The following is a 23,720-nucleotide window of genomic DNA, read 5'->3' on the forward strand; positions in this document are numbered from 1 at the left end:
TGGCGAGCAGCGAAGCTGCGAGCCGGGTGAGGGGGCGTATCCAAGTCACGAGCTGTTGAGGCGCCCCCTCACCCGACTTCCTCGCTTTCGCTCGGAAGTCGACCTCTCCCCGCAAGCGGGGAGAGGTGAAGCGCGTCAATTCTTCTCGCAAATCTTCGCCAGCTGCTCGCGCAGCTCGGGCGTGTCCTTGTGTCCGTGCACCGCGACCGCGTGCTGCACGGCCGCGTCGAGCAGTTCCTTCTCGGTGTCGGCGGAGATCGCGACCGAGCAATTCATGTCGCTCGGATATTTGCGGCAGTCGATGGAGACGCGTGACATCTATTGCCTCCCGTCATGCTCTGGAAGATTCGGCGATGTTGCGCCCGTGCGTCCGGCGCGGCAACGCCGCCGCAATCACGCCTGTGCGATTGCGCGTTGGCGCGCGAGCCGCATCCATGCGGCCTTGCCGCGCAGTTCCTCCCTGAATATCCATTCAGTTCCAAGCACTTAAGCAAATGTGATCGCGAACCTTCGGCGCCCCCGGGCGTTGCCACCCGGATGGAAAAGGAAGGAGGCGACTCATGAGGAAACTACTCATCGGCTTGACCGCGGCTGCCGCGCTTGGCGTGGCCGCGCCTGCAAGCGCTCAGGTTTATTTGGGCGCCGGCCCCGGCGGCGTCGAGGTCGGCGTGGGCGGCGCGCGCCATTACGACCGCGATTATCGTTACGGCCATCGCTATCGTCCGGGTTATCGCGCCTACGCGTATGACGACGATTGCCGCACCATCAGGTCGCGCACCGTGACGCCGAGCGGCCGCGTGATCGTCAAGACGCGCCGCGTCTGTGATTAGTCGGGCGACTGATTGAAGGTGACGTGACTGCAGAACGGCTCCGCGCAAGCGGGGCCGTTTTGTTTGTGCCGACTCTTACCCTCTCCAGTCGACATCGGATGTTTCCGACTTCGACCACGTGATCATTGCGAAAATCGCGCTGACGCGATTTCGCAGGGGAGGGTGAAAATGCGCGTCTCAGCACCCCTTCACCTGCCAGCCCTGGCCGCCGCGCAATGACTTCGCGACGCGCGTCACCAGCGCGTCGAACTCCTGCTTTCGCGCTGCCGGATAGTCGATGGCGACGCCGTTCCACACCTGGTCGCGGCAGGTGAGGATCGCCCGGCGATAGAAGATGCGCTCGCCGCGGGTGCCCGACACCGTGATCGTGCGTTTCCTGCGCTGCCTGTAGGTGATGGTCTCGCCGTCCTTCGGCGTCTCGTAAATCTTCATCGCCTCGTCGATGCTGTCGAGCACATGCAGCGAGCCATAGATCGTGATGGTGGCGCTCCCGTCCGGCGACGTGAACACGCGCCCGTCGTCATTCTCCGGCGCCGGTCCCATGCTCCAGTCGCGCGGCACCTCAGCCCGCGTGCCGAAGCGCGGGTTGCTGTAGACGCGCCAATCCTGCGCCAGCGCGGAGGTGGCGAGGATCAGCGCGAGGGCGGCGGGGAAGAGGCGGGGCATGGGTTTAAGATTCTAAGGGACGTTCATTGGGTCGCGTGGGAAGGCGCCACGTTCACTCTCCCTGGAGCGGCGTGGGGCGCTGGTCTGCAGAAGTTTGCAGGTCGCGATACTCTGTGGCCAATCGACTAGCGATGTAGCCCTTTGCGCGAGCCTCCGTCTTGAAGCTGGCAACCTCATCGCAGTCTGGTGCATGTTCCGCTGACTTCGGTGACCACAGCACGACAAAAGATTTGCCTCGACGCTCGATAATCCCCGTCAGTTCATCGCTTTTGTGGGGCGACATGTGACGAGCGCCGCAATGCGGGCAGTCGTCGTCGCACATGCAGGACCATTCGTCGGTCCAGTCGCGACCGCAGCACGCGCATTTATAATGGTTGAGAAACCACGCCATTTGCTCCTCCGCAACTGGAGCCGTAGGCCAGCAAATCATATTGCAGCATTTCAATCTGAGGACCGCAAGCGATAGGTGCCGCGACCCACAAAATCGAGATACCCTTTGTCGCGAAGAAACTGAAGCTGCTGCCGGATTTTCGGTTTGACGTTCTGATTGTTTGGATAAATGCCGCTCAGTCTTGCTTCGAAGGCGTAGACATCGTCGAGGTCAAATTCGCGCTTGCCGATCATCTCCACGCATTTCATCACTTCGAGCAGCCAGCCTTTGGCGACAGGCGTTTCGTCGCGCAGGAAAAGCGTCCGCTGCCACTGCGACAGGACGTGACCCTTTTCGACCGGCTGGCTGTTGCGAACAAAGAAAATCTTGCCGGAATCCGGAATCTGGCTGAGCAAGATGTTACAGCCAATCCAGCCTGCGCGCCGGGCGGTGTCTGCCAACGGCTTTCGCTTCTCCAGAATTTCGGGAACGAAGAAGTGCTTGGGAACGACGAATAGGTCGACAACGCCCATTGTTTTCAGGCTGTAGTTCATGAACAGGAAATTGGGATTGTTGCTGGCAACGATCCGTTCGCGCATCGTGCGATAGGCGCCGTCGAGAGCCTTGGCGCCAAACTTTGTTTTTTGGCTTTTGAGTTCGAATTCTTCCTTGCAGGCTGAGCAGAGAAAATCCGCCACAGGCCGGTTATTTGGAAATTTGTCGAGCCTCAGGCTGCCGCAATTTGGGCAGTAAAGGGATTTCTCGACCCATTTCTCCGTCCAGAAACGAGCGCTCTGTGAGCCGCTGATGTAGGGAGATTGAGACTCCTCAAAGCCTAACTTCATTCTGAAATTACCTAAGCTGCGATGCAGCTTTTAATTCTTGCGAAAAACAATGCGCTTTCTGGTCAAATCGGTGCCTTCAGTTTGCCAGCCGGCATCGAGCCAGGAATGCGCCTGGATGTGCGAGCGGCTGTTTGACCACCATGCTTGATGCTCGTAGGCGCTTCGCGGAAGTCGGTCTCTAATAACCGCCTCGACATCGCGAAATGATGCTATCCACGTGCGGGCGCGAACGCTTTGCAGATGATCGCGCAACGGATCGTATTTGCCCAACGTCCCCTCCCCAGAAGAGAGGCCAGCTTAAGGCAAAAAGCATCTTAACGGCCCCTTTTCTTCCACCCGCCGCGCTGGCCCGGCTTGCCGGCCGTTGAGCGAGGTCCTTCGCTTTTTCCGCCCGGAATGGATTCGACGCTCGGTCCCATGGAATCCAGATTGGGCTTGCGCGGGCCTTTGCGGCCCGGGCGGTCGGGCAGCACCTCGTGATAGGTGGCGATGCCCATTTCATCGAGCGAGGGTTTGTGCGGGCGGGTGTGTGAAGCGCCGCGCCCGCGGCCTTGCCCCTCACCCCGACCCTCTCCCCGCAAGCGGGGAGAGGGAGAAGCGGCATTCCGCGTTGTCGGATTGTCGTTCACCGCCAGCTCGGTCTCGCGCAGGCGCTTGAGCTCGTCGCGCAGGCGCGCGGCTTCCTCGAATTCGAGATCGGCGGCGGCGGCGCGCATGCGCGCCTCGAGATCGGCCAGCACCGTCTCGAAATTGTGCCCGATGGTCGCCGCCTCGGCGAATTCGCCGACGCCGTCGCCGGCCGAGATCAGCACATGGTCGCGCTCATAGACGCTGTCGAGAATGTCGGCGATGTTCTTCTTGATCGAGGCCGGCGTGATGCCGTTCTCCTTGTTGTAGGCCTCCTGCTTCTCTCTCCGGCGATTGGTCTCCGCCATCGCGCGCTGCATCGAGCCGGTGACCTGGTCGGCATAGAGGATGACGCGGCCGTCGACATTGCGCGCGGCGCGGCCGATGGTCTGGATGAGCGAGGTCTCGCTGCGCAGGAAGCCTTCCTTGTCGGCGTCGAGGATCGCGACCAGCGCGCATTCGGGAATGTCGAGGCCCTCGCGCAACAGGTTGATGCCGACAAGGGCATCGAACGCGCCGAGCCGCAGGTCGCGGATGATCTCGATGCGCTCGATGGTGTCGATGTCCGAATGCATGTAGCGCACGCGGATGCCCTGCTCGTGCAGATATTCGGTGAGGTCTTCCGCCATGCGCTTGGTGAGCACGGTGATCAGCGCGCGATAGCCCTTCTGCGCGGTGGCGCGCACCTCGCCGACGAGATCGTCCACCTGCGTGCGCGCGGGGCGCACATCGACCGGCGGGTCGATCAGGCCGGTGGGGCGGATCACCTGCTCGGCGAAGACGCCGCCCGATTGCTCCAGCTCCCAGGAGCTCGGCGTCGCGGAGACCGCGACGGTCTGCGGGCGCATGGCGTCCCATTCCTCGAAGCGTAGCGGGCGGTTGTCCATGCAGGAGGGCAGGCGGAAGCCGTATTCGGCCAGCGTCGCCTTGCGGCGGAAGTCGCCGCGATACATGGCGCCGATCTGCGGGATAGTGACGTGGCTCTCGTCGCAGAAGATGATGGCGTTGTCGGGCACATATTCGAACAAGGTGGGCGGCGGCTCGCCCGGCTTGCGGCCGGTGAGATAGCGCGAATAATTCTCGATGCCGGCGCAGGAGCCGGTGGCCTCCATCATTTCGAGGTCGAACAAGGTGCGCTGCTCGAGGCGCTGCGCTTCCAGCAGGCGCCCGGCATTGGTGAGCTGCTCCAGCCGCCATTTCAGCTCGGCCTTGATGCTCTGCATCGCCTGGATCAGCGTCGGGCGCGGCGTCACATAGTGCGAATTGGCGTAGATCTTCACGAATTTCAGCTCGTCGGTGTCGCGGCCGGTGAGCGGATCGAACTCGACGATCTTCTCCACCTCGTCGCCGAACAGCGACACCCGCCAGGCGCGGTCCTCATAGTGCGCCGGGAAGATGTCGATGGTGTCGCCGCGCACGCGGAAGGTGCCGCGCGAGAAATCGGCGAGGCTGCGCTTGTATTGCAGCGCGACGAGGTCGGCGATGAGCTGGCGCTGGTCGATGCGGTCGCCCTTCGTCACCGAGAAGGTCATGGCCGAATAGGTCTCGACCGAGCCGATACCGTAGATGCAGGACACCGAGGCGACGATGATCACGTCGTCGCGTTCGAGCAGCGCGCGCGTCGCCGAATGGCGCATGCGGTCGATCTGCTCGTTGATGGAGCTGTCCTTTTCTATGTAGGTGTCGGTGCGCGGGACATAGGCCTCGGGCTGGTAATAGTCGTAGTAGCTGACGAAATACTCGACCGCGTTGTCGGGGAAGAAGCTCCTGAACTCGCCATAGAGCTGCGCGGCCAGCGTCTTGTTCGGCGCGAGGATGAGGGCGGGGCGCTGCGTCGCCTCGATCACCTTGGCCATGGTGTAGGTCTTGCCGGAGCCGGTGACGCCGAGCAGCACCTGCGTGCGCTCGTTGCGGTTGATGCCTTCAACCAGGTCCCTGATCGCGAACGGCTGATCGCCTTTCGGCTCGTATTCGGACTTGATGATGAATTTGACGCCGCCTTCGGATTTCTCCGGCCGTTCGGGGCGATGCGGCGCCCAGGCGATGCCGCCCTGGAATTCCTCGCGGCCCTCGCGCAGCAGCTTTTCCAGCGCGGCGCTGGAGGCGGCGGCACCGGTGACGCCGCGGCCAAGCTCGACCTCGTCGTCCTTCTTCTCGGCGCGAGCGCCGACCCTGGAGCCGGGCAGAGCGGCGTCATCGTCGACCTCGAGCCCGAGCTCCTTCGCCAGCACCGGATCGAGGCCGCTGATCGGCGAGCTCTCGAAGGGTGAGCGTGCGACATAGCCGGACTGCGCCTTCTCCTTGAAGCCTTGCGGGGTGGAGGCGCGGGCGGTGTGCTCCGCCGCCCGGTCGGCCCGGCGGTCGAAGGAATTGTCCGGCGGAGGCTGCAGGTTCAGGCTTCTGCCGGTTCCCGAGCCGATGCCCGCCCGGCCCTTGGCGATGCCGGGATTGAGCAGTGCGTCGAGTGCGGGATCGGGCGCCGGCGCTTCCGGCCGGTGCGCCTTGGCGCGCGTCGGTCTTGCGTAATCCTTGGGCTTTTTCGGGGGGATTTTCGCCATCGCGCGAATATGGGGGGAGTCGTCGAAGGGGGAAAGAGACGGAGGTCCCGAAAGAAAGACAGGGAACCTGTGGTTATTGCAAAAATGCCGCTACAACCGGAGACTGCGCCGGGGAATCATCTATACATCTCACCGTACCAGGGTGCAGGTCATCTGCGCCCGGTCCTTCCAGCCAGTGCGCATCCCTGACAAGGCTGTCTATGTCTCACCCTGCATCCGATTCACGTCATCCCCGCGGCGACGACGCGGAGATGTTCGATCTCGCTCCCGTCTCGCTCTGGCTCGAGGATTACAGCGCGCTCAAGGCCCTGTTCGAAAACTGGCGCGCCGCCGGGGTCAGCGATCTGCGCGCCTATCTGCGCACCGATCCGGCGCGGGTGAAGGCCTGTTCCGAGTGCATCCGGGTGATCAAGGTGAACCGCAAGACGCTCTCCCTGTTCGGGGCGGACGATCTTGCGCATCTGGTGAGCAATCTCGGCAGTATCTTCCGCGATGACATGCTCACCACCCACATCGAGGAACTGGTGCAGCTCTGGCAGGGCCAGACGCATTTCGCCAGCAACACCGTCAATTATACGCTGTCCGGCGAGCGTCTCGACATCCAACTTCGCGGCGCCATCGTGCCGGGGCACGAGACAAGCTGGGATCGCGTGCTGGTGTCGATCGAGGACGTCACCGAGCGCGAGGAGGCGCGGCGCGATCTGATCGACAGCGAGAATTATGCGCGCGGCCTGTTCGCGCATTCGCCGGTCTCGCTCTGGGTCGAAGATTTCAGCGCCGTCAAGCGGCTGATCGATGAAGTGCGCATGCAGGGCATCGAGGATTTCCGCGTCTTCACCGACGTGCACGAGGAATTCGTCGCCCGCTGCATGAGCGAAATCCGCGTCCTTGATGTCAATGCGCGCACGCTCGAACTGTTCGGCGCCACCGACAAGGAGCATCTGCTCAACAATCTGCGCGAGGTGTTCCGCGACGACATGGAAGGGCCGTTCCGCGAACAGCTCATCGATCTCTGGGAGGGCAAGCTGTTCCAGCAGCGCGAGGTGGTGAATTACGCGCTCGACGGCAACAAGCTCAACCTGCTGCTGCAATTCTCGGTGATTCCGGGCCGCGAGCACGACTGGTCGCTGGTGCAGGTGGCGCTGACCGACATCACCGCGCGCAAGAAGGCCGAGGCCTATCTGGAATATCTCGGCACCCATGACGTGCTGACCAAGCTCTACAATCGCTCCTTCTACACCGACGAGATGAACCGGCTGGAGCGCAAGGGCCCGTATCCGGTCACGATCATCATGGCCGACCTCAACGGCCTGAAGGTAGCCAACGACGAACTCGGACACGCCGCCGGCGACGCGCTGTTGCGGCGGGCGGGCGAGGTGTTCAACTCCCTCGTCGACAAGCCGCACACCGCCTCGCGCATCGGCGGCGACGAATTCGCCGTGCTGCTGCCGGGCATGGACGCTGCGGCCGGCGAGACGATCCTGGGATCGCTCAATGACCTGATCGACATCAACAACCAGTTCTATCCGGATGTGCCGCTCAGTCTGTCGGTCGGCATCGCCACCAGCCGGCCCGGCGAGAGGCTGGAAGCCGTGGTGAAGCGCGCCGACCTGTTCATGCTCGACGCCAAGCGCGAACATTACGCCGATACGACGCACGACCGTCGGCGCCCGGACAATCCTCCGTCAGCGCAGACGGCACCATCCTCGCCAACGGAGCATTGAGGCCCGTCACTTCCGCGCGGCGCTAATTTCCACATATGGCTCCGGCCAGAAGTTGCGGATGTCTTCAGGCATGGACTGCCGCACGTCCTCGATTTCTCCCGGCGTGATCTTGTCGGTCAGGAGCCGCAGCACTTCCGACACCTGCTGGTTCGGGTGCTCCAGCGGGTCCTTCATGAAATGCCGGGCGACATGCGCGAGGAAATCGTCCTTGCTGCGCTTTTTGACCGGCGTTCCGGCCGGATGCCATTGCTCGTAAAAGGCGCCGCGCAGGAGGCCGGGCAGTTGCGCTCCTAGATTGGCGGCCTCATTGACCGGCAGCCAGTCGCGCACCGCATGCAGTACCGCCTTGAGCAGGCGATAGCTGCGAGCCTTGTTGTTCCATTCCAGCCGCGCGTCCAGATCGTTGATCCAGATGTGAGTGAGCTGGACGGTGTGGTCGAGACTCTCGAGTCCGCTCATGATCCATACTCCGCATTTTCGTATACAGCATCGCGCGCAGGGCGCCGGCGCCTTGACCTGAATCAACGTCAGAATATCCGTGTCGAAAGGATCAAATTAAAATTGTAGTCCGGAGCGCGGCAGATCGAGCGCGCCGGCTGCCGCGCGGTTGACGGGTTCGAGTGCGCCGCGGACATTGATTTTAATCAACCGCTGCCGCCGCAACCGAGCATTAGCCGCAGCCGATAGCGGTCTCTCCGCTGCGTTATTTTGCCCGGGGGCGCCGTGACACCGCCTGCGCGCGCAGACCGCGAACAAGCTCTTCCAGATAGGGCAGCAGCTCGAACAAAAGAACGGCCAGCAACACGCCCGCGATATAAAGCACGGGCAGCGGCTCGGGCTTCAGCGCCAGGGTCCACCTGGCGGGTTCGTCTCCCAATCCCCACAGCGCGAGAAATTGCGGCCAGTGCAGCACGATGATCATCAATAGCCCCATCAGCGGCAGCATCTCGAGGAAGCTATGCACATGCTGCTCGAACGGCGTGACCTCGCGCTTGTCCGCGGCATAGGACACATCCCAGAGCGAGGTGGCTTCGTGCAGCAGGAATGCGACGATCATGATCGCGATGATGAGGGCGTTGATCTCCAGAAAAAGCGCCGCCAGCACCGGCACCGCCATCTCGGCGAACAGCAAGAGATGAATGACAGATTCCTTCGGACCGCTGGTGGTGGCGATACTGGTCGCGCGATGACACAGCCAGTCGGCAAAGCCGGCCACGAGCCACAGCGGCAGAACGAAATACATCAGCATTGCACGCGTGATTTCGTCAGCCATCAGTCCACTCGGGGCAAAGGGGCGACAACAGGGCCGCGGTGCTGATTGTGACAGGCGCATCAGCGGCTGCCGGCACGTCCAGAGCAAATAAGCTGACACCGAGCGCCAGCATGGCCTGAATGATAAGGGCGGCGACAACGCCGCCCGCAATCGCGGACCATGTCCATAACGCGGCCGCCCGAGTTGTTTCTGCATCGCGTGCCATGGGAACCTCCAGCGCATCGAGGGCGCAACGCCAAGTCGGCATCCCGCGCCGAAGTTCCTTAAGCGGCGAGCGTGCGGGACACTTTGTGGTGCGGACCGTTCAGCGCTGGACGCAGCAACAATTAAAAAGACTTCTGCATATCGCTTTGGCCGCGATGTTTCCGCATTGCCGTTGATATTGATCAATCATCTCTATTGCCGGCGGGATAGCATTTCAGCTCTCCCGCAGTGAGCCCGACCATGCTGGACCAGCCCGATCCGGATTTCGCCAAACAGCGCGAGCAGATGATCGAGAAGGCCATTCGCGCCCGCGGGGTGCGCTCCAAGCTCGTGCTCGACGCCATGGCCAGCGTGCCGCGCGAATCCTTCCTTCCCGCACATTTGCGCGAATTTGCCTACGAGGACAGTCCGCTGCCGATCGAGCAGGAGCAGACCATCTCCCAGCCTTACATCGTGGCCTTCATGATCGAGGCGCTGGGGCTGGAAGGAGGCGAGCGTGTTCTCGAGATCGGCGCGGGTTCGGGCTATGCGGCGGCGGTGCTGTCGAAAATCGCCGGCGAGGTCTACACGGTGGAGCGCATCGGCCAGCTCGCGGAAAAGGCCGCCGCGACGCTCGCTGATCTTGGTTGCGACAATGTGCGGGTCCTGCACGGCGACGGCACCAAGGGATGGCCGGAGCACATGCCCTATGACGGCATCGTGGTGGCGGCCGGCGGCCCGAAAGTTCCCGACGCGCTCAAACTGCAGCTCAAGGTGGGCGGCCGGCTGGTCATTCCGGTGGGATCCGATCCCAACGTGCAGGAGCTGGTGCGGATCACCCGCGTCTCGGAACAGGATTTCAAGCGCGAAGATCTCGCCGACGTGCGCTTCGTGCCGCTGGTCGGCGAAGAAGGCTGGGCGCCGCCACGCGCCGCGCCGGCTGCCAAGGGACCCTTTGTCCGGATCGGGCGCGAGACCCTGGCGCAGCAGATCGGCAATGCCTGCGAGCGCATGCCATCGGTTGATACGGCGTCGCTCGAGCCGCTGCTGAAACGGATTGGCGATGCCCGGGTGGTTCTGCTGGGCGAGGCCACGCATGGCACCGCCGAATTCTACCGGATGCGCGAGCGGATCACGCGCGAACTGATTCAGAAGAAGGGCTTCCGCTTTGTCGCCATCGAGGGCGACTGGCCGGATGCCGCCCGCATCGACCATTATGTGCGGCACATGGAATATCCGCCGTCCGAGTGGACCGCCTTCACCCGTTTCCCGGCCTGGATGTGGCGCAACAACGAAGTGCGCGCATTCGTCGACTGGCTGCGCGCGCACAATGCGCCCGAAAAGCCGGAGCGGCGGGTGGCCTTTCACGGGCTCGACCTCTATTCGTTGTACGATTCCATCCGCGCGGTCTTGAAATATCTGGACGAGGTCGATCCGCCGACTGCGAAGGTCGCGCGCCAGCGATATGGATGTCTGACGCCGTGGCAGACTGATCCCGCAACCTACGGGCACGCGGCGTTGACCGGGAAATACGAACCCTGCGAACCGGCGGTGACCGAGGTGCTGACCGGCCTGATGAGCAAACGCAGCGAATATGCGCTTCATGACGGCGAGCGTTTCATGGACGCCATGCAGAACGCGCGCCTGATCGCCAATGCCGAACGCTATTATCGCATCATGTATTATGGTTCGCGCGCGTCGTGGAATCTGCGCGACAAGCACATGTTCGAGACCTTGAAGACCCTGCTGGCGTTTTACGGCCGCGACAGCAGGGCGGTGGTGTGGGCGCACAATTCACATATCGGCAACGCGGCCGCGACCGAAATGACCTCGCGCGGCGAGCACAATCTTGGCCAGCTCTGCCGCGAGGAATTCGGTGACAAGGCCTATCTCGTCGGCTTCGGCACGCATGGCGGACAGGTTGCGGCGGCATCCGAATGGAACGGGCCGATGGAAATCAAGACCATCCTCCCGTCGCTGCGGCAGAGCTATGAGCATCACTGTCACGAGAGCGGAGTGCCCTCGTTCTTTCTGAATTTGCGGGGAGCGCCGCGCGAACTGAGGACCGCCTTGCGCAAGCCGCGGCTGCAGCGCGCAATCGGGGTGATCTACCGGCCGGAAACCGAACGTGCGAGCCACTATTTCCAGGCGGTGCTGCCGGACCAGTTCGATGAGTATATCTGGTTCAACCAGACCGCCCCGGTGACGCCGTTCGCGACGCACGAACTCGAAGATATGCCGGACACTTATCCGTTCGGGCTTTGACCCCAGGCGTGGACATGATGCCGGTTCAATGCAAAGCCCGCAGCATGGAAATGCTGCGGGCTTGGTCTTTACGTTCCGATATGAGCGGACCTATGCCGCCGCCTTCTTGCGGTTGGCCTCGATGCGGGCGTCGACCAGCGCCACCTGCGCGTCGATCGCGGCGTTGCTCAGCCCCTTCTGCCGGGCGATGAGCTGCACCAGCTTGTCGGCGCGCTCGATGTTCGGCGCCCCGTTCTGCAACGCGCGGGCGGCCGAGGCCGGACGCGACAGGCTCTGTGCCGCGGCGGCGTATTTCTCGAACGGCACGAGGTCGTTCGGGTTGGCGCCAAGCCGCACCACGAGGTCGTTGACGAAGTTGTAGACCGAACGCGAGGTCTCGATGTCGCTGTGCACCGCTTCCTGCGCGGTGCGCATGCCGTCCGGGGTGACGCAGCGGTAATTGCCGGCGAGCAGCATCGCCCATTTCGCCAGCGGTACGAACAGCGAATCATGCACCCGCAGCTTCACCGGCAATTCGATCTGGCCCTCCGGTGTGTCAAAGCGCACCGCGTCGATGTCCTTCTCAAGCTGGCGCAGGATGGCGGTCGAGGCGTCGCTRTCGAACTTCGCCACCTTGAAATTGGTCGGCAGCGTCACCTGCAGCACATTGACGTTCTCCTCCGGCGGACGGATCGCCTGCGGGTCGGGGCTGCACAAGGTGAGACAGCCGGGCTCGAAATTGTCCCACACCGTCGGATCGGTATAGGCCGCCTTCAGCGTCTCGGCGTCGAGGCCSGGAATGCGCTTCATGTAGGGCAGCGGCGGCATGTTCATGATCGACATGCAGGGCACCCGCGATTTTGCGACCGCATCCAGCAACTCCCGCACCCCCGGCGAGCGGTATTGCGGCTCCTGCATGGCGAGCCCGATCAGGTCGTAGTCCTTCGGATTGACGCCGGCGGCGCCCCCGGCGGTCACCTTGCCGGGCAGCTTGCGGGAATCGATCTCGACCGCCTCCTTGCGCCCCTTCACCGGCATGCGCACCCGAAACCCCTCGGCGTTGATCAGCTCGGCCTCCGCCGGCAGGCAGATCAGATGCACGGAATGGCCGCCGAACAGAATCTTGGAAGCAAGCAGCGAGCCATACGACGCGCCCATGATCATGATGTTGTAAGCCATTGCCACTCCTCCCGAGTTTCTGAAGGTGAAAAGCCTGTCAAAGCCGCTTTCACCAGAGGCGAACCCTATTCAGTCGATTGCGCCAGCGCAATCCAATGGGTGCAAATCAAGGCTTCGCGATGGGTGTATCGCCACGCGCCTGGTCAATACTGACGCAACTGATGCGGACGGCGCTCAGCGCCGCTTCCATTCCTTTTCCGGCACCTTGGCGCCGGCGCGGCGCACGCTCTTGATCCGCAGCGGCGTCTGCCCGGATTTCGCGGCGATCTCGCGGTCCTGTTGCTCGATGATGTATTGCGCAGGCTTGTCGCCTTCGAGACCACCAAGCGCGTCGGCCGGCACGCGGCGGTTCGAGCGCTGGCTGCCGTCTTCGTAGAAGACGTCGAACAGAACGAATTCAGTCCGCTTGGTGGGCTTGCGTGCCATGCACTTTCCTTGATGACAGGCGCGCAAACGGCGGATGGTTCCGCGTTATTCCGCCGCCTGCAGGCCGGGGGCATCGATGAAGCCGCCGGACTGCCGCCGCCAGAGCGCGGAATAGTGTCCGTCTGCGGCCAGCAATTCCTCATGCGTGCCTTGTTCGACAATACGGCCCTTGTCAAGGATCACGAGGCGATCCATGCGCGCGATGGTGGAGAGCCGGTGCGCGATGGCGATCACGGTCTTCCCCTGCATGAGATTATCGAGACTGGACTGAATCGCCGCTTCGACTTCGGAATCCAGCGCCGAGGTCGCCTCATCCAGCACCAAGATCGGTGCGTTCTTCAAAATCACGCGCGCAATCGCAACGCGCTGGCGCTGCCCGCCGGACAGCTTCACGCCGCGCTCACCCACTTGCGCGTCATAGCCGCTCCGGTGCTTCCAGTCCTCCAGACCGACGATGAAGTCATGCGCCTGCGCGAGCTTCGCCGCGGCGACAATATCCGCCTCGCTCGCAGACGGGCGGCCATAGCGGATGTTGTCGCGGATCGAGCGATGCAGCAGCGAGGTATCCTGCGTGACCACGGAAATCTGCGTGCGCAGGGATTCCTGCGTCACGTCGGCAATGTCCTGCCCGTCAATCAGGATGCGCCCGCCTTCGAGGTCGAAAAAGCGCAGCAGCAAATTGACCAGCGTCGACTTGCCGGCGCCGGAGCGGCCGACAAGGCCGATCTTCTCGCCGGGCTCGACCGTCAGTGACAGGTTGTCGATCAGTCCTTTCTCGCTGCCATAGCCGAAGCGAATGTCGTCAAAGACGATCTCGCCGCGCGACACCTTCAATTCCTTCGCGTCGGGCTTGTCGGGCAGGCCGAGCGGACGCGCGATGGCGCGCATGCCTTCCTGCACCACGCCGATATTTTCGAAAATGTCGGTCACCTGAAAAGCAACCCAGCCGGCGATGTTGACGATCTGCCACGCGAGCGGCAGCGCCATCGCCACCGTGCCGATCTCGACCTTGCCCTGCGTCCAGAACCAGATCGAAAGGCCCGACACCGACGTCACCAGCAATGCGTTCAGCGTCGACAGGCAGAGGCTGAACAGCGTGTTGAGCCGCAGCGAGGCGTGGAACAGGCCGGTATGCGTTTCCACCGACTGACGCACATAGGCGTCTTCCTCACGCGCACGGGCAAACAGCTTCAGTGTCAGGATATTGGTGTAGGTGTCGACAATGCGCCCGGTCATGATCGAGCGCGCTTCCGACACTTCGGTCGAGCGGTCGCGCATGCGCGGCACGAAGACGCGCAGCAGCACGGCATAGGCGGCGAACCAGACCAGCACCGGCAATGCGAGCCAGCCGTCGGCGGAGGCCAGCAGCAGCATGGCGCTGGTTCCATATACCAGGATGTACCAGACCGCCGTGATCATGGAGACCAGGCTCTCGCGCAAGGCGGGGCCGGTCTGCATCACCTTGTTGGCGATGCGGCCGGCGAAATCGTTCTGGAAGAAGGCCCAGCTCTGCCGCACCACATGCCAGTGGTTCTGCCAGCGGATCATGTTGGCGACATTGGCGGCGATCGCCTGGTTGGCGACGATGTTCTGCGCGGTGATGGCAAGCGGGCGCGCGATCAGCAGGATCGCCGCCATGCCCAGCAGGATGTGCCAGGAGTCAGCGAACAGCCTGTCGGGCTGGCTCGATGTCACCAGCGTCACCACGCGGCCGATGAAGACCGGGATGGTGGCGTCGAGCAGGGCGACGATGAAACCGGCAATGAACAGCAGCGCCAAGAGGCCCTTGGCCTGGCGCGCGAAGTGCCAGTAGAAGGCCGGCAAGGTCGCCGGCGGCTCCGGCTTGGCGGGCGGCGCGGTCGGCGCCAGCGCCTTTTCGAACCAGGTGAACATGACGAGCCTTCGGACGTCCCAGCCCACGATGTTTTCAGCGAAATGGCCGAAAACATCGTGCGCCAGGCTCATAAGTTAGCGCTCGATCGGACGCAAAACCGGTTCCCACTTTTACTGGTGCTGGTGCGGACGCCAAAAGGCGGCGCAAAACGCCGCCCTGCAGATCCGTTTCGTGATCGAATGTCCCTATTTAACCGGTCATCTTGACCAGACAATGGCGCGCTTACAATTTGCGGTGGCCGAGGCGGCGGCGAGTGCAAGCGTTTTGGCAAAGCGCATGATCTTTCCTCCCGTGCTGGCTCTCTGATGGGCCAAGCTCGGCGCATTTAATCGACCTGCAAAGGATTGTGCGATTCTCTTTTGCGATCTGGTTGCGTGCAGGGCGGTAGTGTTTCGCATTTCGAAAATAAAAACGGCGGCTCGTTTCGGAGCCGCTGTTTCCGTTGAACGGATCGACTGTCAGCGATGCTGCACCACGATCTTGGTGCCCACCGGCACGCGCCCATACAGGTCGACCACGTCGTCATTCACCAGCCGGAAACATCCCGACGACACGGCGTGACCGATGGTTTCCGGCGCGTTGGTGCCGTGGATGCGATAGACGGTGGCGCCGATATACATGGCGCGCGCACCCATAGGATTGCCGGGCCCGCCCGCCATCCAGCGCGGCAGATAGGGCTGGCGCGCGATCATTTCCTCCGGCGGCGTCCAGTCCGGCCATTCCGCCTTGCGGGTGATTCTGTGAATACCGCCCCATTGGAATCCGTCGCGGCCGACGCCGACCCCATAACGCATGGCGCGGTTGTTGCCCATCACGAGATAGAGGAACCGGTCCTGGGTGTTGACGATGATGGTACCCGGCGCCTCGTGCGTGCGGTAAAAGACCGGCTGCGGGCGATATACATTATCGACCTGCGCGGCGCGGGCGGTATTGTCGATCCCGGGGTCGACATCGCGGATGGTTGGATTGGGAATGTCGGCCATCGGACGCAACTGAGCATTTCCGACAGCAGGAAGCACACAGAGTGCGGCGGTGGCCGCGAGTGTCAGCCATTGGCGAAAAAGCATGAAATCCCCGACGTGGTGCAATCCGGCGCTGAGTCTGCCAAGATTTTCAGCCTGAATTCAATACATTCGGGCCGCATAACTGGAATGTGAGGCGGAAAAGCGACACATCGCGGTCACGTCGCCGCCCTGGCGCGCAGGCAATTGCGGCACAGGCAGTCGCCGGCGGCCGGTAATGGCAGCCGGACCGGCTCGGCATCGCACCAGCAGCCACCGCCGAGGCTGCAGGTGAAAGTCTCTCCGCAACCGGCGCAGATCAGGCTGCGCGGCAGGGTCTTCCGGGTATCCGGTTCATTTTGATCTGGCATTGCCACCGATCATGTGCCCCGTCCCCAAAGGCCGCAATAGGGGCGCCCATGGGCGACGGGATCGGTAGCGATCACGCCCTCCCTGGTGACAATGAACATCGCCTGATGATTGCCTTTGCGGAAGATATAGACGTTATCGGTGCCCTCACCTTGGTGGTTTCGGTCTGCGGACGCTGTTGCTGCTGGGCGGCGGCCAATTGCATTCCGCCGACAGAATCGCCGCCGCCAGTGTCGTGCCCTCCAGAAATATTGTTCTATGCGTATCTGCAAATGCAAACATCCGGCGGAGCTTTCGCGCCACCGAACTCGAACATCGCCAATCTGCAGACTATTCCGTCGCCTCGCGCATCCTGGGATGCGGAGCCGATCTATCCCAAGGCCTGCTTTTGCCGGCTCGTTGCCGCTCCCTCGACCTCGGTCATCGCCGCTTCCACAGCCTCGATGACTGCTTCCGTTTCCGGCCAATGAGCGCTGGGCCTGCGGTGCCGGACATATCGCAGCGGCGGCAGGACAAAGCGGACATTGCGGTTGATGGGCCCGGCAAGAAACGGATCGGTGAAAGTGTAGATTCCGACCGAGGGCTTGCCGAGCGCCGCCGCGATATGCAGCAACCCGGAATCATTGCCAATGAAGATATCAGCGGCCGCGACCCGATAGGTCGATGTCAGCAACGAGCTTTCCGTGGCGACCTGCACATCGCCGCCCGCAAGCTCGCGTAATCGCTCGGCGAGGGGACGTTCAAATGCAGCGCCGAGCACCCAGACGGCGTAGCCGCGGCGCACAAGCCAGCGCGCCAGCGTCGCGTATTGCTCGATCGGCCAATTCTTCAATTCGTCTGTCGATCCGGGCGCAATGGCCGCGATCAGTCTGCCGGCATCCGGCAGATTGTGGATCCGGCGAAAATCCGCGAGCATTGCCGGAGAAATGTCGATGCGCGGTTCGGGCCACTCACGCGGCCGTTTCTCGCCGCGATCGAGCGCAAGCGCTGCAAGCTGGTCCACCATGCGCCGGTTTCTGTATTCGAAGATACGGGGCCGGTTGATGACAAGGAAACGTGCCTCGCCCCACCAGCCGACGCGTTCGGGAATGCCTGCAAAGAATGGCGCAATGGCCGGCTTCCACGAGCGCGAGAGGATATAGGCCTTGCGATAGCCGCGGGATCGCAGCGTTTTGGCGAATTCCATCCGCCGCATGAAGTGCAGACGCGAATGTCCGCCAAACGGTTCGGCAATGCCTTCACGCACGCCGGGCATCAGAAAGGCGATGTCCGTCGCCGGCGATTGCCCCACCATGTCGATCGGGCAGCCGGGATTGCGTTCACGGATCAACTGGACCGCGGTGTGACTGCGAACGAAATCGCCGATGCCCGGAAAGGAAATCACCACGATCGGCGCGTCGTCCGATTCGTCGTTTGCAACTCTTTTGACGTCTGGCAGCAACGATATTCCTTCCAAGCTCGTCGAATCGCACTCCCGGACGAACCTTATTCCGGCACCATTGGCAACGGCACTGCCAAATTTTGGCCAGACAGGGTTACTGATCGCCGGAGCCGACAAAACCTGTGATCTTCCAGCCAGCGGCGTCCTTTACGTAGCAGAGCTGGTCATTGCCAAGCGGCGCAATGGCGTCCGCCGACACGAAGCCGGTCTTGCCAGAGGGTGTCACCACCTTGATCAGGGGGATCTGGCCCGACGGGGGGTCGTCGTTTTCGTCCGGGAGAATGCGCATGAAATGCAGGCCGAGCTTTTCTGAAACCGGCGCTTTTGCGTTATTGGAGGACCGCACCTCGACGCCGTCAGCCAGCGGATAGCCCCATTCACCCGGATCGGTCTGGGTAGTCTTGGCGAGTTGTTCCAGCGCCTTTTCGTCGAAAGTCGGGTCGGCCGGCGTACAGACAACGCCCTGCTTTCCGGGGAACGGAGCGGCGGTCGGATCTCCGGCATAGCCGAGCAGAAGGTCCCAGCCCTCCGCGTCCTTGCCTGCAAGTCCGGTGGCGGCGGCGAGATTGTCGATGCCCGGTTTCGTCTTGTCGGCCTTGTCGCCGTCCTCCGCTTCCCAGAAGAAACCTTGCGTCACCACCAGCTTCGCCAGGGCAGCGCGATCCTTCTTCTGTGCGATGTCGGCAAGCTGTTTGCGGAAGGCCTCGAAACTCGCATCGTTGAACGGCCCCGGCAATTGCACCGCCACCGGCTTGTAGGCCTTGGCGGGAGCGACCGCGGGGGCCTGTTGCTGGGGCTTGGCCTGCGCCAATTGCAGGCTTTGCGCGGACGCCGCAACCGGCGCGAACAGGGCGATGGCAATTGTCACGGATAAAAGCGAGCGCATAGGGGTCTCCGGGAAAACGGGCGCGTGCTGCCTTAGTGGCAGATTGCGACGGCCTTGCGGCGCTGGACATGCCGCGACGGTCAATGGATATGAATGCTGGCACCCTCGGGGGTTGGGGCTCTTGCCATGGATCGCGGCGAGACGCCATTCCGTTCATCTCCGGCATTTTTGAAACCGATTGGCAGATCATGACCGCGACGCTGTTTTCTCCCTACCTCACGCCATTTCTTCTTCTCATCGGCTCCAATGTCTTCATGACCTTCGCCTGGTACGGACATTTGCGGTTCAAGGCTGCGCCGCTTCTGCTCGTCATTGTCGCGAGCTGGGGGATCGCCTTCATCGAATATTGCATGGCGGTGCCCGCCAACCGCTTCGGCAGCGCCGTCTACAGCGCCGCCGAACTCAAGACCATGCAGGAGGTGATCACACTCGCGGTGTTTGCGGTCTTTTCCGTTCTCTATCTGAAGGAGCCGCTCGGCTGGAACCATGCACTTGGCTTCAGTTTGATCGCGCTCGGTGCCTTCTTCGTCTTCCAGAAATGGTGAGGCTCACTTCGCCGGCGTGACGCGCAGAATGCGACCGGCGGAATTGTCGGTGAGAAGCCACAGCGCCCCGTCCGGTCCCGCACGTACGTCGCGGATGCGTTCGTTGAGATTGCGCAACAGCCGCTCCTCGTGCACGACACGCTCGCCGTTCAATTCAAGCCGCACCAGGATTCGGGTGGCGAGCCCGCCGATGAACACATTGCCCTTCCATTTTGGAAACAGCTCGCCCTGATAGAACGTCATGCCGGACGGCGCGATCACCGGCGTCCATTGAATGATCGGCTGCTCCATGCCGGGCTTTTGCGTGGCCTCGTGGATTTTCGCGCCGGAATAGTCGATGCCATAGCCGATCACCGGCCAGCCGTAATTCTTGCCGGCTTCCGGAATGTTGATCTCGTCGCCCCCGCGCGGCCCATGTTCGTGCATCCAGAACTTGCCGGAGGCCGGATTGAGCGCCGCGCCCTGCGAGTTGCGGTGACCGTAGCTCCAGATTTCCGGCCTGGCGCCCTGCTTGCCGACGAAGGGATTGTTTTTCGGCACCGAACCGTCCGGCGCGATGCGGATCACCTTGCCGAGATGCGTGCCGAGATTCTGCGCCTGATCGCGCGGGCCGAAATGGTCACCGGTGGTCAGAAACAGGTTGCCGTCCGGCATCTGCACGATGCGGCAGCCGAAATGATTGCCGCTCGATGGCGGCCCTTCCTGCCGGAAGATGCGCTGGACCTTGTCGAGCCTCGGGGTTTCGCCCGCATCGAGCTCGGCGCGCGCGAGTGCGGTTTGCGCGCCGCCGCTCACAGGATCGGAATAGCAGAAATAGATGGTGCGGTTCCGCGCGAAGTCGCGGTCGACAATGACATCGAGGAGCCCGCCCTGGCCCGACGCCGCCACCTTCGGCACGCCCGCCAGCGGCAGCGAAAGCTTGCCGTCGGGCGAGACCAGCCGCATCCGCCCCGGACGTTCGGTCACCAGCAGGCGCCCGTCGGGAAGAAATGTGAGCGCCCAGGGGTTCACAAGGCCGGTGGCGATCGTTTCCACCTGGATGTTGCCGGCTTCGCTTTTGAAAACGGGCGTCTGCGCCGATACGGGATTGCCTGCAACATTGGCTGCAAGAACAAGGCCGGCAAGGCCGGCTGTCAGACGCGCATGCATCGGCAATCTCCGTCGAAGGCTTGGCTCCTAACGGTAAGAACGTCTGAACAGTTCCGGTAGTCCCTTCAGTCGCGTCGCCTTTCGCGCCGCGTCACCACGGCGGTGATGCCGCCCATGCCCGCGACGAGCAAGGCGAAGAATGTCGTCACCGCCAACGCTCCGTCGCGGCCATCGACGATCGCGCCCAAGGTATCGGCGCGCGCCATTCCGAAGGAGACGGCGGTGAGCGCGACGGCGAGGCACACCACCAACACGACGGTCATCAGCAATTCGGTGAACGCAACGCGGCGCGCCATCAGACGGCGAATATTGCGCACAGGATGCTGGAATCCGATCCCGGCGATCCGATTCCTCATGGTCTTCAAGCTCCGAAAACGAATCAGGTCTTGAAGGCATTATCGTAGGGGAAGCAGGCCAGCTTCCGGCCGGAAAGCGGCAAAGCTTTTGAGGGATCGTGGCGATCCGAAGGCTTTTGGTTAATAAACGGTTAAATCGTCACTCCGCCGCGGTCTTCAGCAAGATCGGCGTCCAGTCCATGCCGATATGCCCGGGCTCAGCCGCCACACGCGCCAGCCACACCCGCAAGGCCGGGAACGGTGACAGGTCGAAGTCGCATTGCTCGGCCAGATGCGTATACGCATAGAGCGCGATATCCGCGATCGAATAGCGGTCGCCCGCAATGTAGCGGCGAGTGCTGAGATGTTTGTCCAGCAGATTGAGCGAACGCTGACCTTCCTCCATCCAGTCATCGAGCGCATGGCGCTGCAGGTCGCGTCCCCCGCGCACCAGACAGAGCCAGAAATAGGCAGCGCCGATATTCGGGACGATGGCGTGCTGTTCGAAGAACAGCCATTGCAGCACGCAGGCCCTTTGCACCGGGTCCTCGCCGAGAAGCGGGTGACCTTCCGCCAGGAACCACAGGATGGCGTTTGATTCGGCGAGATAGCGGCCGGGTGCAGTCTCCAGCAGCGGGATCTGACCGTTTGGGTTCTTTGCCAGAAAATCGGGCGTGTGCGTCTCGCCCTTGAGAATGTCGATTTCGACATTCTCATAAGGGATGTCGAGCTGGGCGAGCGCGAGGCGCACCTTGTAGCAATTGCCCGAGCGCTGCATCGAGTAAAGTCTGTGCATGCGCATCTCCAACAGAGATTCGGCGTCGCCGGTCCGAATGAGGTGGATTGTGACGCGGCGGACAAGAGAAGGGAAGGGCGGCAATTGCAAGGCGGCGATGGGGCGATGCGAAAAGAAAGACGGATTTGCGCGTCACATCTTCTTGAATCGGAAAACTGTTCTCTTTTGCATTGCAACCGAAGTCCGTTTTACAGCCGCTCCATTTTGTTTTTTCAAATTCGGGTAAAGCGTCATTCGCCTGTCATTTGGAGCGGCCATTGGCCTGTCCCCGGGAGGCGGGGCAGGCATCCCGGCCATCAATCAAAGGAATGGGCGCATCAGCGTTTCTGGCTTGCCCCTGCGGGCAGGGCGTTTTACCAACGGCCCGGTTTTTTGCCTGGTCGCGCGTCCTGACGCGCTCCTACCGGAGATACTGAAAAATGGCCTTCCTCGCGGACTCGCTCAAGCGCATCAAGCCCTCTGCCACCATCGCCGTGACGGACAAAGCGCGGGCGCTGAAAGCGGCGGGCCGCGACGTGATCGGGCTGGGCGCCGGGGAGCCGGATTTCGACACGCCGGACAACATCAAGCAGGCCGCGATCCGCGCCATCGAAAGCGGCAAGGCCGCGAAATACACCAATGTCGACGGCATCCCGGAACTGAAGGACGCCATCGTCAAGAAATTCAAGCGTGAGAACGGACTCGACTACAAGCCCTCGCAAATCAGCGTCGGCACCGGCGGCAAGCAGGTGCTGTTCAACGCGCTGATGGCGACCCTCAATCCCGGCGACGAGGTGATCATCCCGGCGCCGTATTGGGTGAGCTATCCGGAAATCGTGTCGCTGCTGGAAGGCGTGCCGGTGGCGATCGAGACCAGGATGGAAACCGGGTTCAAGGTGACGTCGGAACAGCTTGAAAAGGCGATCACACCGAAGACCAAGTGGCTGATTTTCAACTCGCCGTCGAATCCCTCCGGTGGCGCCTATACGCGCGCCGAGCTCAAGGCGCTCACCGACGTGCTGGTGAAGCATCCGCATGTGCATGTGCTCACAGACGACATGTACGAACATCTCGTCTATGACGATTTCGTCTTCACTACTCCGGCACAGGTCGAGCCGTCGCTCTATGACCGCACGCTAACGCTGAACGGCGTGTCGAAGGCCTATTGCATGACCGGTTGGCGTATCGGCTATGCTGGCGGGTCGGAGCCATTGATCAAGGCGATGGCGATGCTGCAGTCGCAGTCGACCTCGAACCCGTCGGCGGTTTCGCAATGGGCGTCGGTGGAGGCGCTGAACGGGCCGCAGGATTTCATCGCGAAGCACAACAAGATTTTCAAGGAGCGCCGCGATCTCGTGGTCTCGATGCTCAATCAGGCGAATGGCATCAAATGCCCGACGCCGGAAGGCGCCTTCTATGTTTATCCGTCCTGCGCCGGCGCCATCGGCAAGACAGCATCGACCGGCAAGAAGCTCGAAACCGACCAGGATTTCGTGACCGAGTTGCTGGAGGCCGAGGGCGTCGCGGTGGTGCAGGGTTCGGCCTTCGGCCTGGGCCCGGCCTTCCGCATCTCCTACGCCACCAAGACGGAAGACCTGGAAGAGGCCTGCAAGCGTATCCAGCGCTTTTGCGGAAATTTGAAGTAAGCGGCTTGCTTCTCCCCGTTTACGAGGAGAAGACGGGTGAGGGGGCATCTCCAATGGCACGTGCCTTTGAGATGCCCCCTCACCCGTTTTGCTTCGCTTCGCTCGCAAATCGACCTTTCCCCGCGCGCGGGGAGAAGTGAAACAAAACGCGGAAATTTGAAGCAAAGTCTTATCGCATCGGTGACGATCGCCCTCTAGGGTGCGCACCATGCGCGCGCTGCCGCAGCGACGCCAGGATCTCAGTAACGGGATAGTCTCATGCGCTTTCTTTCGACATTTGCCGGACTGGCGCTGCTCGCGCTGTCGTCCGTTCCTTCTTCCGCGCAGCAGGTGCAGGCCGGTGTGCTGGAATGCACCGGCGGGGAGACCGTCGGTTTTGTCATCGGCTCGGTCACCGACTTGAATTGCATTTATCGTCCGGATGTCGGGCCGCGGCAGGCCTACCGGGCCACGATCCGTCGCGCCGGCGTCGATCTCGGCGCCACCGCGGTGTCGAGCCTTGTCTGGGGCGTGTTCGCGCCGACGCAGCAGATCGGCCTCGGCGACCTTTCCGGCAATTACGGCGGTGTCACCGCCGGAGCTACCGTCGGCGCCGGCCTCGGTGCCAATGTGCTTTATGGCGGCTCCAATAATTCCTTCGCCTTGCAGCCCCTCAGTGTCGGCGGTCAGGTCGGGCTGAATGTGTTCGCCGGCATTGCGGGGATGGAGCTGAGATTTGGGCGTTGAACTCGATCCGTCATCCTGAGCTGCGCGC

General features: G+C 62.4%; 25 protein-coding genes. 6 read left to right on the forward strand and 19 right to left on the reverse strand.

Annotated elements, in window-relative coordinates:
• Window positions 1-135: 135 nt before the first annotated feature.
• The gene (locus RO009_12695; protein MDT3685885.1) at window positions 136-318 is read right to left on the reverse strand and encodes a DUF1059 domain-containing protein; all 183 of its coding nucleotides are present in this window, start codon (window positions 316-318) and stop codon (window positions 136-138) included.
• Window positions 319-560: 242 nt separating this feature from the next.
• Between RO009_12695 and RO009_12700 the strand changes: the two genes are divergently transcribed.
• Window positions 561-830 carry a hypothetical protein gene (locus RO009_12700; protein MDT3685886.1) on the forward strand — a complete coding sequence of 90 codons (270 nt, stop codon included), beginning with the start codon at window positions 561-563 and terminating at the stop codon, window positions 828-830.
• 177 nt (window positions 831-1,007) lie between these two features.
• On the opposite strand, the gene RO009_12705 is transcribed toward RO009_12700, so the two are convergent.
• From RO009_12705 to uvrB, 5 genes are read right to left on the reverse strand one after another with little or no spacing between them, the layout of a single operon-like run.
• Window positions 1,008-1,496: a hypothetical protein gene (locus tag RO009_12705; protein MDT3685887.1), complete on the reverse strand. Its 489-nt coding sequence runs from the start codon at window positions 1,494-1,496 to the stop codon at window positions 1,008-1,010.
• 52 nt (window positions 1,497-1,548) lie between these two features.
• A complete protein-coding gene (locus tag RO009_12710) occupies window positions 1,549-1,887 on the reverse strand; it encodes a hypothetical protein (protein MDT3685888.1) in 339 nt (112 codons plus the stop codon).
• Window positions 1,888-1,937: 50 nt separating this feature from the next.
• Entirely contained in the window at window positions 1,938-2,711 is a 774-nt protein-coding gene (locus tag RO009_12715) for a DpnI domain-containing protein (protein MDT3685889.1), read from the reverse strand.
• A gap of 30 nt (window positions 2,712-2,741) precedes the next feature.
• Entirely contained in the window at window positions 2,742-2,981 is a 240-nt protein-coding gene (locus RO009_12720; protein MDT3685890.1) for a hypothetical protein, read from the reverse strand.
• Window positions 2,982-3,025: 44 nt separating this feature from the next.
• Window positions 3,026-5,896, reverse strand: coding sequence for an excinuclease ABC subunit UvrB (gene uvrB / locus RO009_12725; protein MDT3685891.1), 2,871 nt, complete (start codon window positions 5,894-5,896; stop codon window positions 3,026-3,028).
• Between the two features lie 200 nt (window positions 5,897-6,096).
• Here uvrB and RO009_12730 point away from each other — a divergent pair, with 200 nt between their 5' ends.
• A complete protein-coding gene (locus RO009_12730) occupies window positions 6,097-7,620 on the forward strand; it encodes a sensor domain-containing diguanylate cyclase (protein MDT3685892.1) in 1,524 nt (507 codons plus the stop codon).
• Between the two features lie 6 nt (window positions 7,621-7,626).
• On the opposite strand, the gene RO009_12735 is transcribed toward RO009_12730, so the two are convergent.
• The 3 genes from RO009_12735 to RO009_12745 form a co-directional block, all read right to left on the reverse strand.
• Window positions 7,627-8,079 (reverse strand): DUF2267 domain-containing protein, encoded by a 453-nt coding sequence (locus RO009_12735; protein ID MDT3685893.1) that lies wholly within the window; start codon window positions 8,077-8,079, stop codon window positions 7,627-7,629.
• 244 nt (window positions 8,080-8,323) lie between these two features.
• On the reverse strand, window positions 8,324-8,893 hold the full coding sequence (locus RO009_12740; GenBank protein MDT3685894.1) for a diguanylate cyclase: 570 nt from the start codon (window positions 8,891-8,893) through the stop codon (window positions 8,324-8,326).
• A complete protein-coding gene (locus RO009_12745; protein ID MDT3685895.1) occupies window positions 8,886-9,098 on the reverse strand; it encodes a hypothetical protein in 213 nt (70 codons plus the stop codon). Before RO009_12745 ends, RO009_12740 begins: the two co-directional genes overlap by 8 nt.
• Window positions 9,099-9,337: 239 nt before the next feature.
• Here RO009_12745 and RO009_12750 point away from each other — a divergent pair, with 239 nt between their 5' ends.
• The gene (locus RO009_12750; GenBank protein MDT3685896.1) at window positions 9,338-11,341 is read left to right on the forward strand and encodes a protein-L-isoaspartate(D-aspartate) O-methyltransferase; all 2,004 of its coding nucleotides are present in this window, start codon (window positions 9,338-9,340) and stop codon (window positions 11,339-11,341) included.
• A gap of 90 nt (window positions 11,342-11,431) precedes the next feature.
• Here the strand turns inward: RO009_12750 and RO009_12755 are convergent, their stop codons facing one another.
• The 7 genes from RO009_12755 to RO009_12785 form a co-directional block, all read right to left on the reverse strand.
• On the reverse strand, window positions 11,432-12,499 hold the full coding sequence (locus tag RO009_12755; GenBank protein MDT3685897.1) for a hypothetical protein: 1,068 nt from the start codon (window positions 12,497-12,499) through the stop codon (window positions 11,432-11,434).
• 174 nt (window positions 12,500-12,673) lie between these two features.
• Entirely contained in the window at window positions 12,674-12,925 is a 252-nt protein-coding gene (locus RO009_12760; GenBank protein MDT3685898.1) for a hypothetical protein, read from the reverse strand.
• 45 nt (window positions 12,926-12,970) lie between these two features.
• A complete protein-coding gene (locus RO009_12765; protein ID MDT3685899.1) occupies window positions 12,971-14,890 on the reverse strand; it encodes an ABC transporter ATP-binding protein in 1,920 nt (639 codons plus the stop codon).
• Between the two features lie 387 nt (window positions 14,891-15,277).
• Window positions 15,278-15,886 (reverse strand): L,D-transpeptidase, encoded by a 609-nt coding sequence (locus RO009_12770; GenBank protein MDT3685900.1) that lies wholly within the window; start codon window positions 15,884-15,886, stop codon window positions 15,278-15,280.
• 113 nt (window positions 15,887-15,999) lie between these two features.
• The gene (locus tag RO009_12775) at window positions 16,000-16,191 is read right to left on the reverse strand and encodes a hypothetical protein (protein MDT3685901.1); all 192 of its coding nucleotides are present in this window, start codon (window positions 16,189-16,191) and stop codon (window positions 16,000-16,002) included.
• Window positions 16,192-16,559: 368 nt separating this feature from the next.
• Complete coding sequence (waaF, locus tag RO009_12780; GenBank protein ID MDT3685902.1) at window positions 16,560-17,630, reverse strand: lipopolysaccharide heptosyltransferase II; 1,071 nt, start codon at window positions 17,628-17,630, stop codon at window positions 16,560-16,562.
• A 94-nt stretch (window positions 17,631-17,724) separates the two neighbouring features.
• Window positions 17,725-18,516: a hypothetical protein gene (locus RO009_12785; protein ID MDT3685903.1), complete on the reverse strand. Its 792-nt coding sequence runs from the start codon at window positions 18,514-18,516 to the stop codon at window positions 17,725-17,727.
• 188 nt (window positions 18,517-18,704) lie between these two features.
• Here RO009_12785 and RO009_12790 point away from each other — a divergent pair, with 188 nt between their 5' ends.
• Window positions 18,705-19,061, forward strand: coding sequence for a DMT family protein (locus tag RO009_12790; protein MDT3685904.1), 357 nt, complete (start codon window positions 18,705-18,707; stop codon window positions 19,059-19,061).
• A 3-nt stretch (window positions 19,062-19,064) separates the two neighbouring features.
• Here the strand turns inward: RO009_12790 and RO009_12795 are convergent, their stop codons facing one another.
• The 3 genes from RO009_12795 to RO009_12805 form a co-directional block, all read right to left on the reverse strand.
• Window positions 19,065-20,210, reverse strand: coding sequence for a PQQ-dependent sugar dehydrogenase (locus RO009_12795; GenBank protein ID MDT3685905.1), 1,146 nt, complete (start codon window positions 20,208-20,210; stop codon window positions 19,065-19,067).
• A 65-nt stretch (window positions 20,211-20,275) separates the two neighbouring features.
• Window positions 20,276-20,566, reverse strand: a complete 291-nt coding sequence (locus tag RO009_12800; protein MDT3685906.1) for a hypothetical protein — start codon at window positions 20,564-20,566, stop codon at window positions 20,276-20,278.
• Between the two features lie 139 nt (window positions 20,567-20,705).
• On the reverse strand, window positions 20,706-21,341 hold the full coding sequence (locus RO009_12805; protein ID MDT3685907.1) for a glutathione S-transferase family protein: 636 nt from the start codon (window positions 21,339-21,341) through the stop codon (window positions 20,706-20,708).
• Between the two features lie 419 nt (window positions 21,342-21,760).
• On the opposite strand from RO009_12805, the gene RO009_12810 reads away from it, so the two are divergent.
• Together RO009_12810 and RO009_12815 are read left to right on the forward strand one after the other, a co-directional pair.
• Window positions 21,761-22,966 (forward strand): pyridoxal phosphate-dependent aminotransferase, encoded by a 1,206-nt coding sequence (locus tag RO009_12810; protein MDT3685908.1) that lies wholly within the window; start codon window positions 21,761-21,763, stop codon window positions 22,964-22,966.
• A gap of 258 nt (window positions 22,967-23,224) precedes the next feature.
• Window positions 23,225-23,692, forward strand: coding sequence for a DUF992 domain-containing protein (locus RO009_12815; GenBank protein MDT3685909.1), 468 nt, complete (start codon window positions 23,225-23,227; stop codon window positions 23,690-23,692).
• The last annotated feature ends 28 nt before the right edge of the window (window positions 23,693-23,720 follow it).

The organism is Pseudorhodoplanes sp. (genome assembly GCA_032027085.1).
Taxonomy (GTDB): domain Bacteria; phylum Pseudomonadota; class Alphaproteobacteria; order Rhizobiales; family Xanthobacteraceae; genus Pseudorhodoplanes.

Bases quoted from the DNA above. Each gene is read 5' to 3' on its own strand.
- RO009_12770 (MDT3685900.1), bottom strand. From the start codon at position 15,886: ATGCTTTTTCGCCAATGGCTGACACTCGCGGCCACCGCCGCACTCTGT.
- RO009_12710 (MDT3685888.1), bottom strand. From the start codon at position 1,887: ATGGCGTGGTTTCTCAACCATTATAAATGCGCGTGCTGCGGTCGCGAC.
- RO009_12790 (MDT3685904.1), top strand. From the start codon at position 18,705: ATGACCGCGACGCTGTTTTCTCCCTACCTCACGCCATTTCTTCTTCTC.
- RO009_12775 (MDT3685901.1), bottom strand. From the start codon at position 16,191: ATGCCAGATCAAAATGAACCGGATACCCGGAAGACCCTGCCGCGCAGC.
- RO009_12730 (MDT3685892.1), top strand. From the start codon at position 6,097: ATGTCTCACCCTGCATCCGATTCACGTCATCCCCGCGGCGACGACGCG.
- RO009_12800 (MDT3685906.1), bottom strand. From the start codon at position 20,566: ATGAGGAATCGGATCGCCGGGATCGGATTCCAGCATCCTGTGCGCAAT.
- RO009_12810 (MDT3685908.1), top strand. From the start codon at position 21,761: ATGGCCTTCCTCGCGGACTCGCTCAAGCGCATCAAGCCCTCTGCCACC.
- RO009_12695 (MDT3685885.1), bottom strand. From the start codon at position 318: ATGTCACGCGTCTCCATCGACTGCCGCAAATATCCGAGCGACATGAAT.
- uvrB (MDT3685891.1), bottom strand. From the start codon at position 5,896: ATGGCGAAAATCCCCCCGAAAAAGCCCAAGGATTACGCAAGACCGACG.
- RO009_12765 (MDT3685899.1), bottom strand. From the start codon at position 14,890: ATGAGCCTGGCGCACGATGTTTTCGGCCATTTCGCTGAAAACATCGTG.
- RO009_12715 (MDT3685889.1), bottom strand. From the start codon at position 2,711: ATGAAGTTAGGCTTTGAGGAGTCTCAATCTCCCTACATCAGCGGCTCA.
- RO009_12795 (MDT3685905.1), bottom strand. From the start codon at position 20,210: ATGCATGCGCGTCTGACAGCCGGCCTTGCCGGCCTTGTTCTTGCAGCC.
- RO009_12815 (MDT3685909.1), top strand. From the start codon at position 23,225: ATGCGCTTTCTTTCGACATTTGCCGGACTGGCGCTGCTCGCGCTGTCG.
- RO009_12740 (MDT3685894.1), bottom strand. From the start codon at position 8,893: ATGGCTGACGAAATCACGCGTGCAATGCTGATGTATTTCGTTCTGCCG.
- RO009_12700 (MDT3685886.1), top strand. From the start codon at position 561: ATGAGGAAACTACTCATCGGCTTGACCGCGGCTGCCGCGCTTGGCGTG.
- RO009_12760 (MDT3685898.1), bottom strand. From the start codon at position 12,925: ATGGCACGCAAGCCCACCAAGCGGACTGAATTCGTTCTGTTCGACGTC.
- RO009_12805 (MDT3685907.1), bottom strand. From the start codon at position 21,341: ATGCACAGACTTTACTCGATGCAGCGCTCGGGCAATTGCTACAAGGTG.
- RO009_12705 (MDT3685887.1), bottom strand. From the start codon at position 1,496: ATGCCCCGCCTCTTCCCCGCCGCCCTCGCGCTGATCCTCGCCACCTCC.
- RO009_12745 (MDT3685895.1), bottom strand. From the start codon at position 9,098: ATGGCACGCGATGCAGAAACAACTCGGGCGGCCGCGTTATGGACATGG.
- RO009_12750 (MDT3685896.1), top strand. From the start codon at position 9,338: ATGCTGGACCAGCCCGATCCGGATTTCGCCAAACAGCGCGAGCAGATG.
- RO009_12785 (MDT3685903.1), bottom strand. From the start codon at position 18,516: ATGCGCTCGCTTTTATCCGTGACAATTGCCATCGCCCTGTTCGCGCCG.
- RO009_12735 (MDT3685893.1), bottom strand. From the start codon at position 8,079: ATGAGCGGACTCGAGAGTCTCGACCACACCGTCCAGCTCACTCACATC.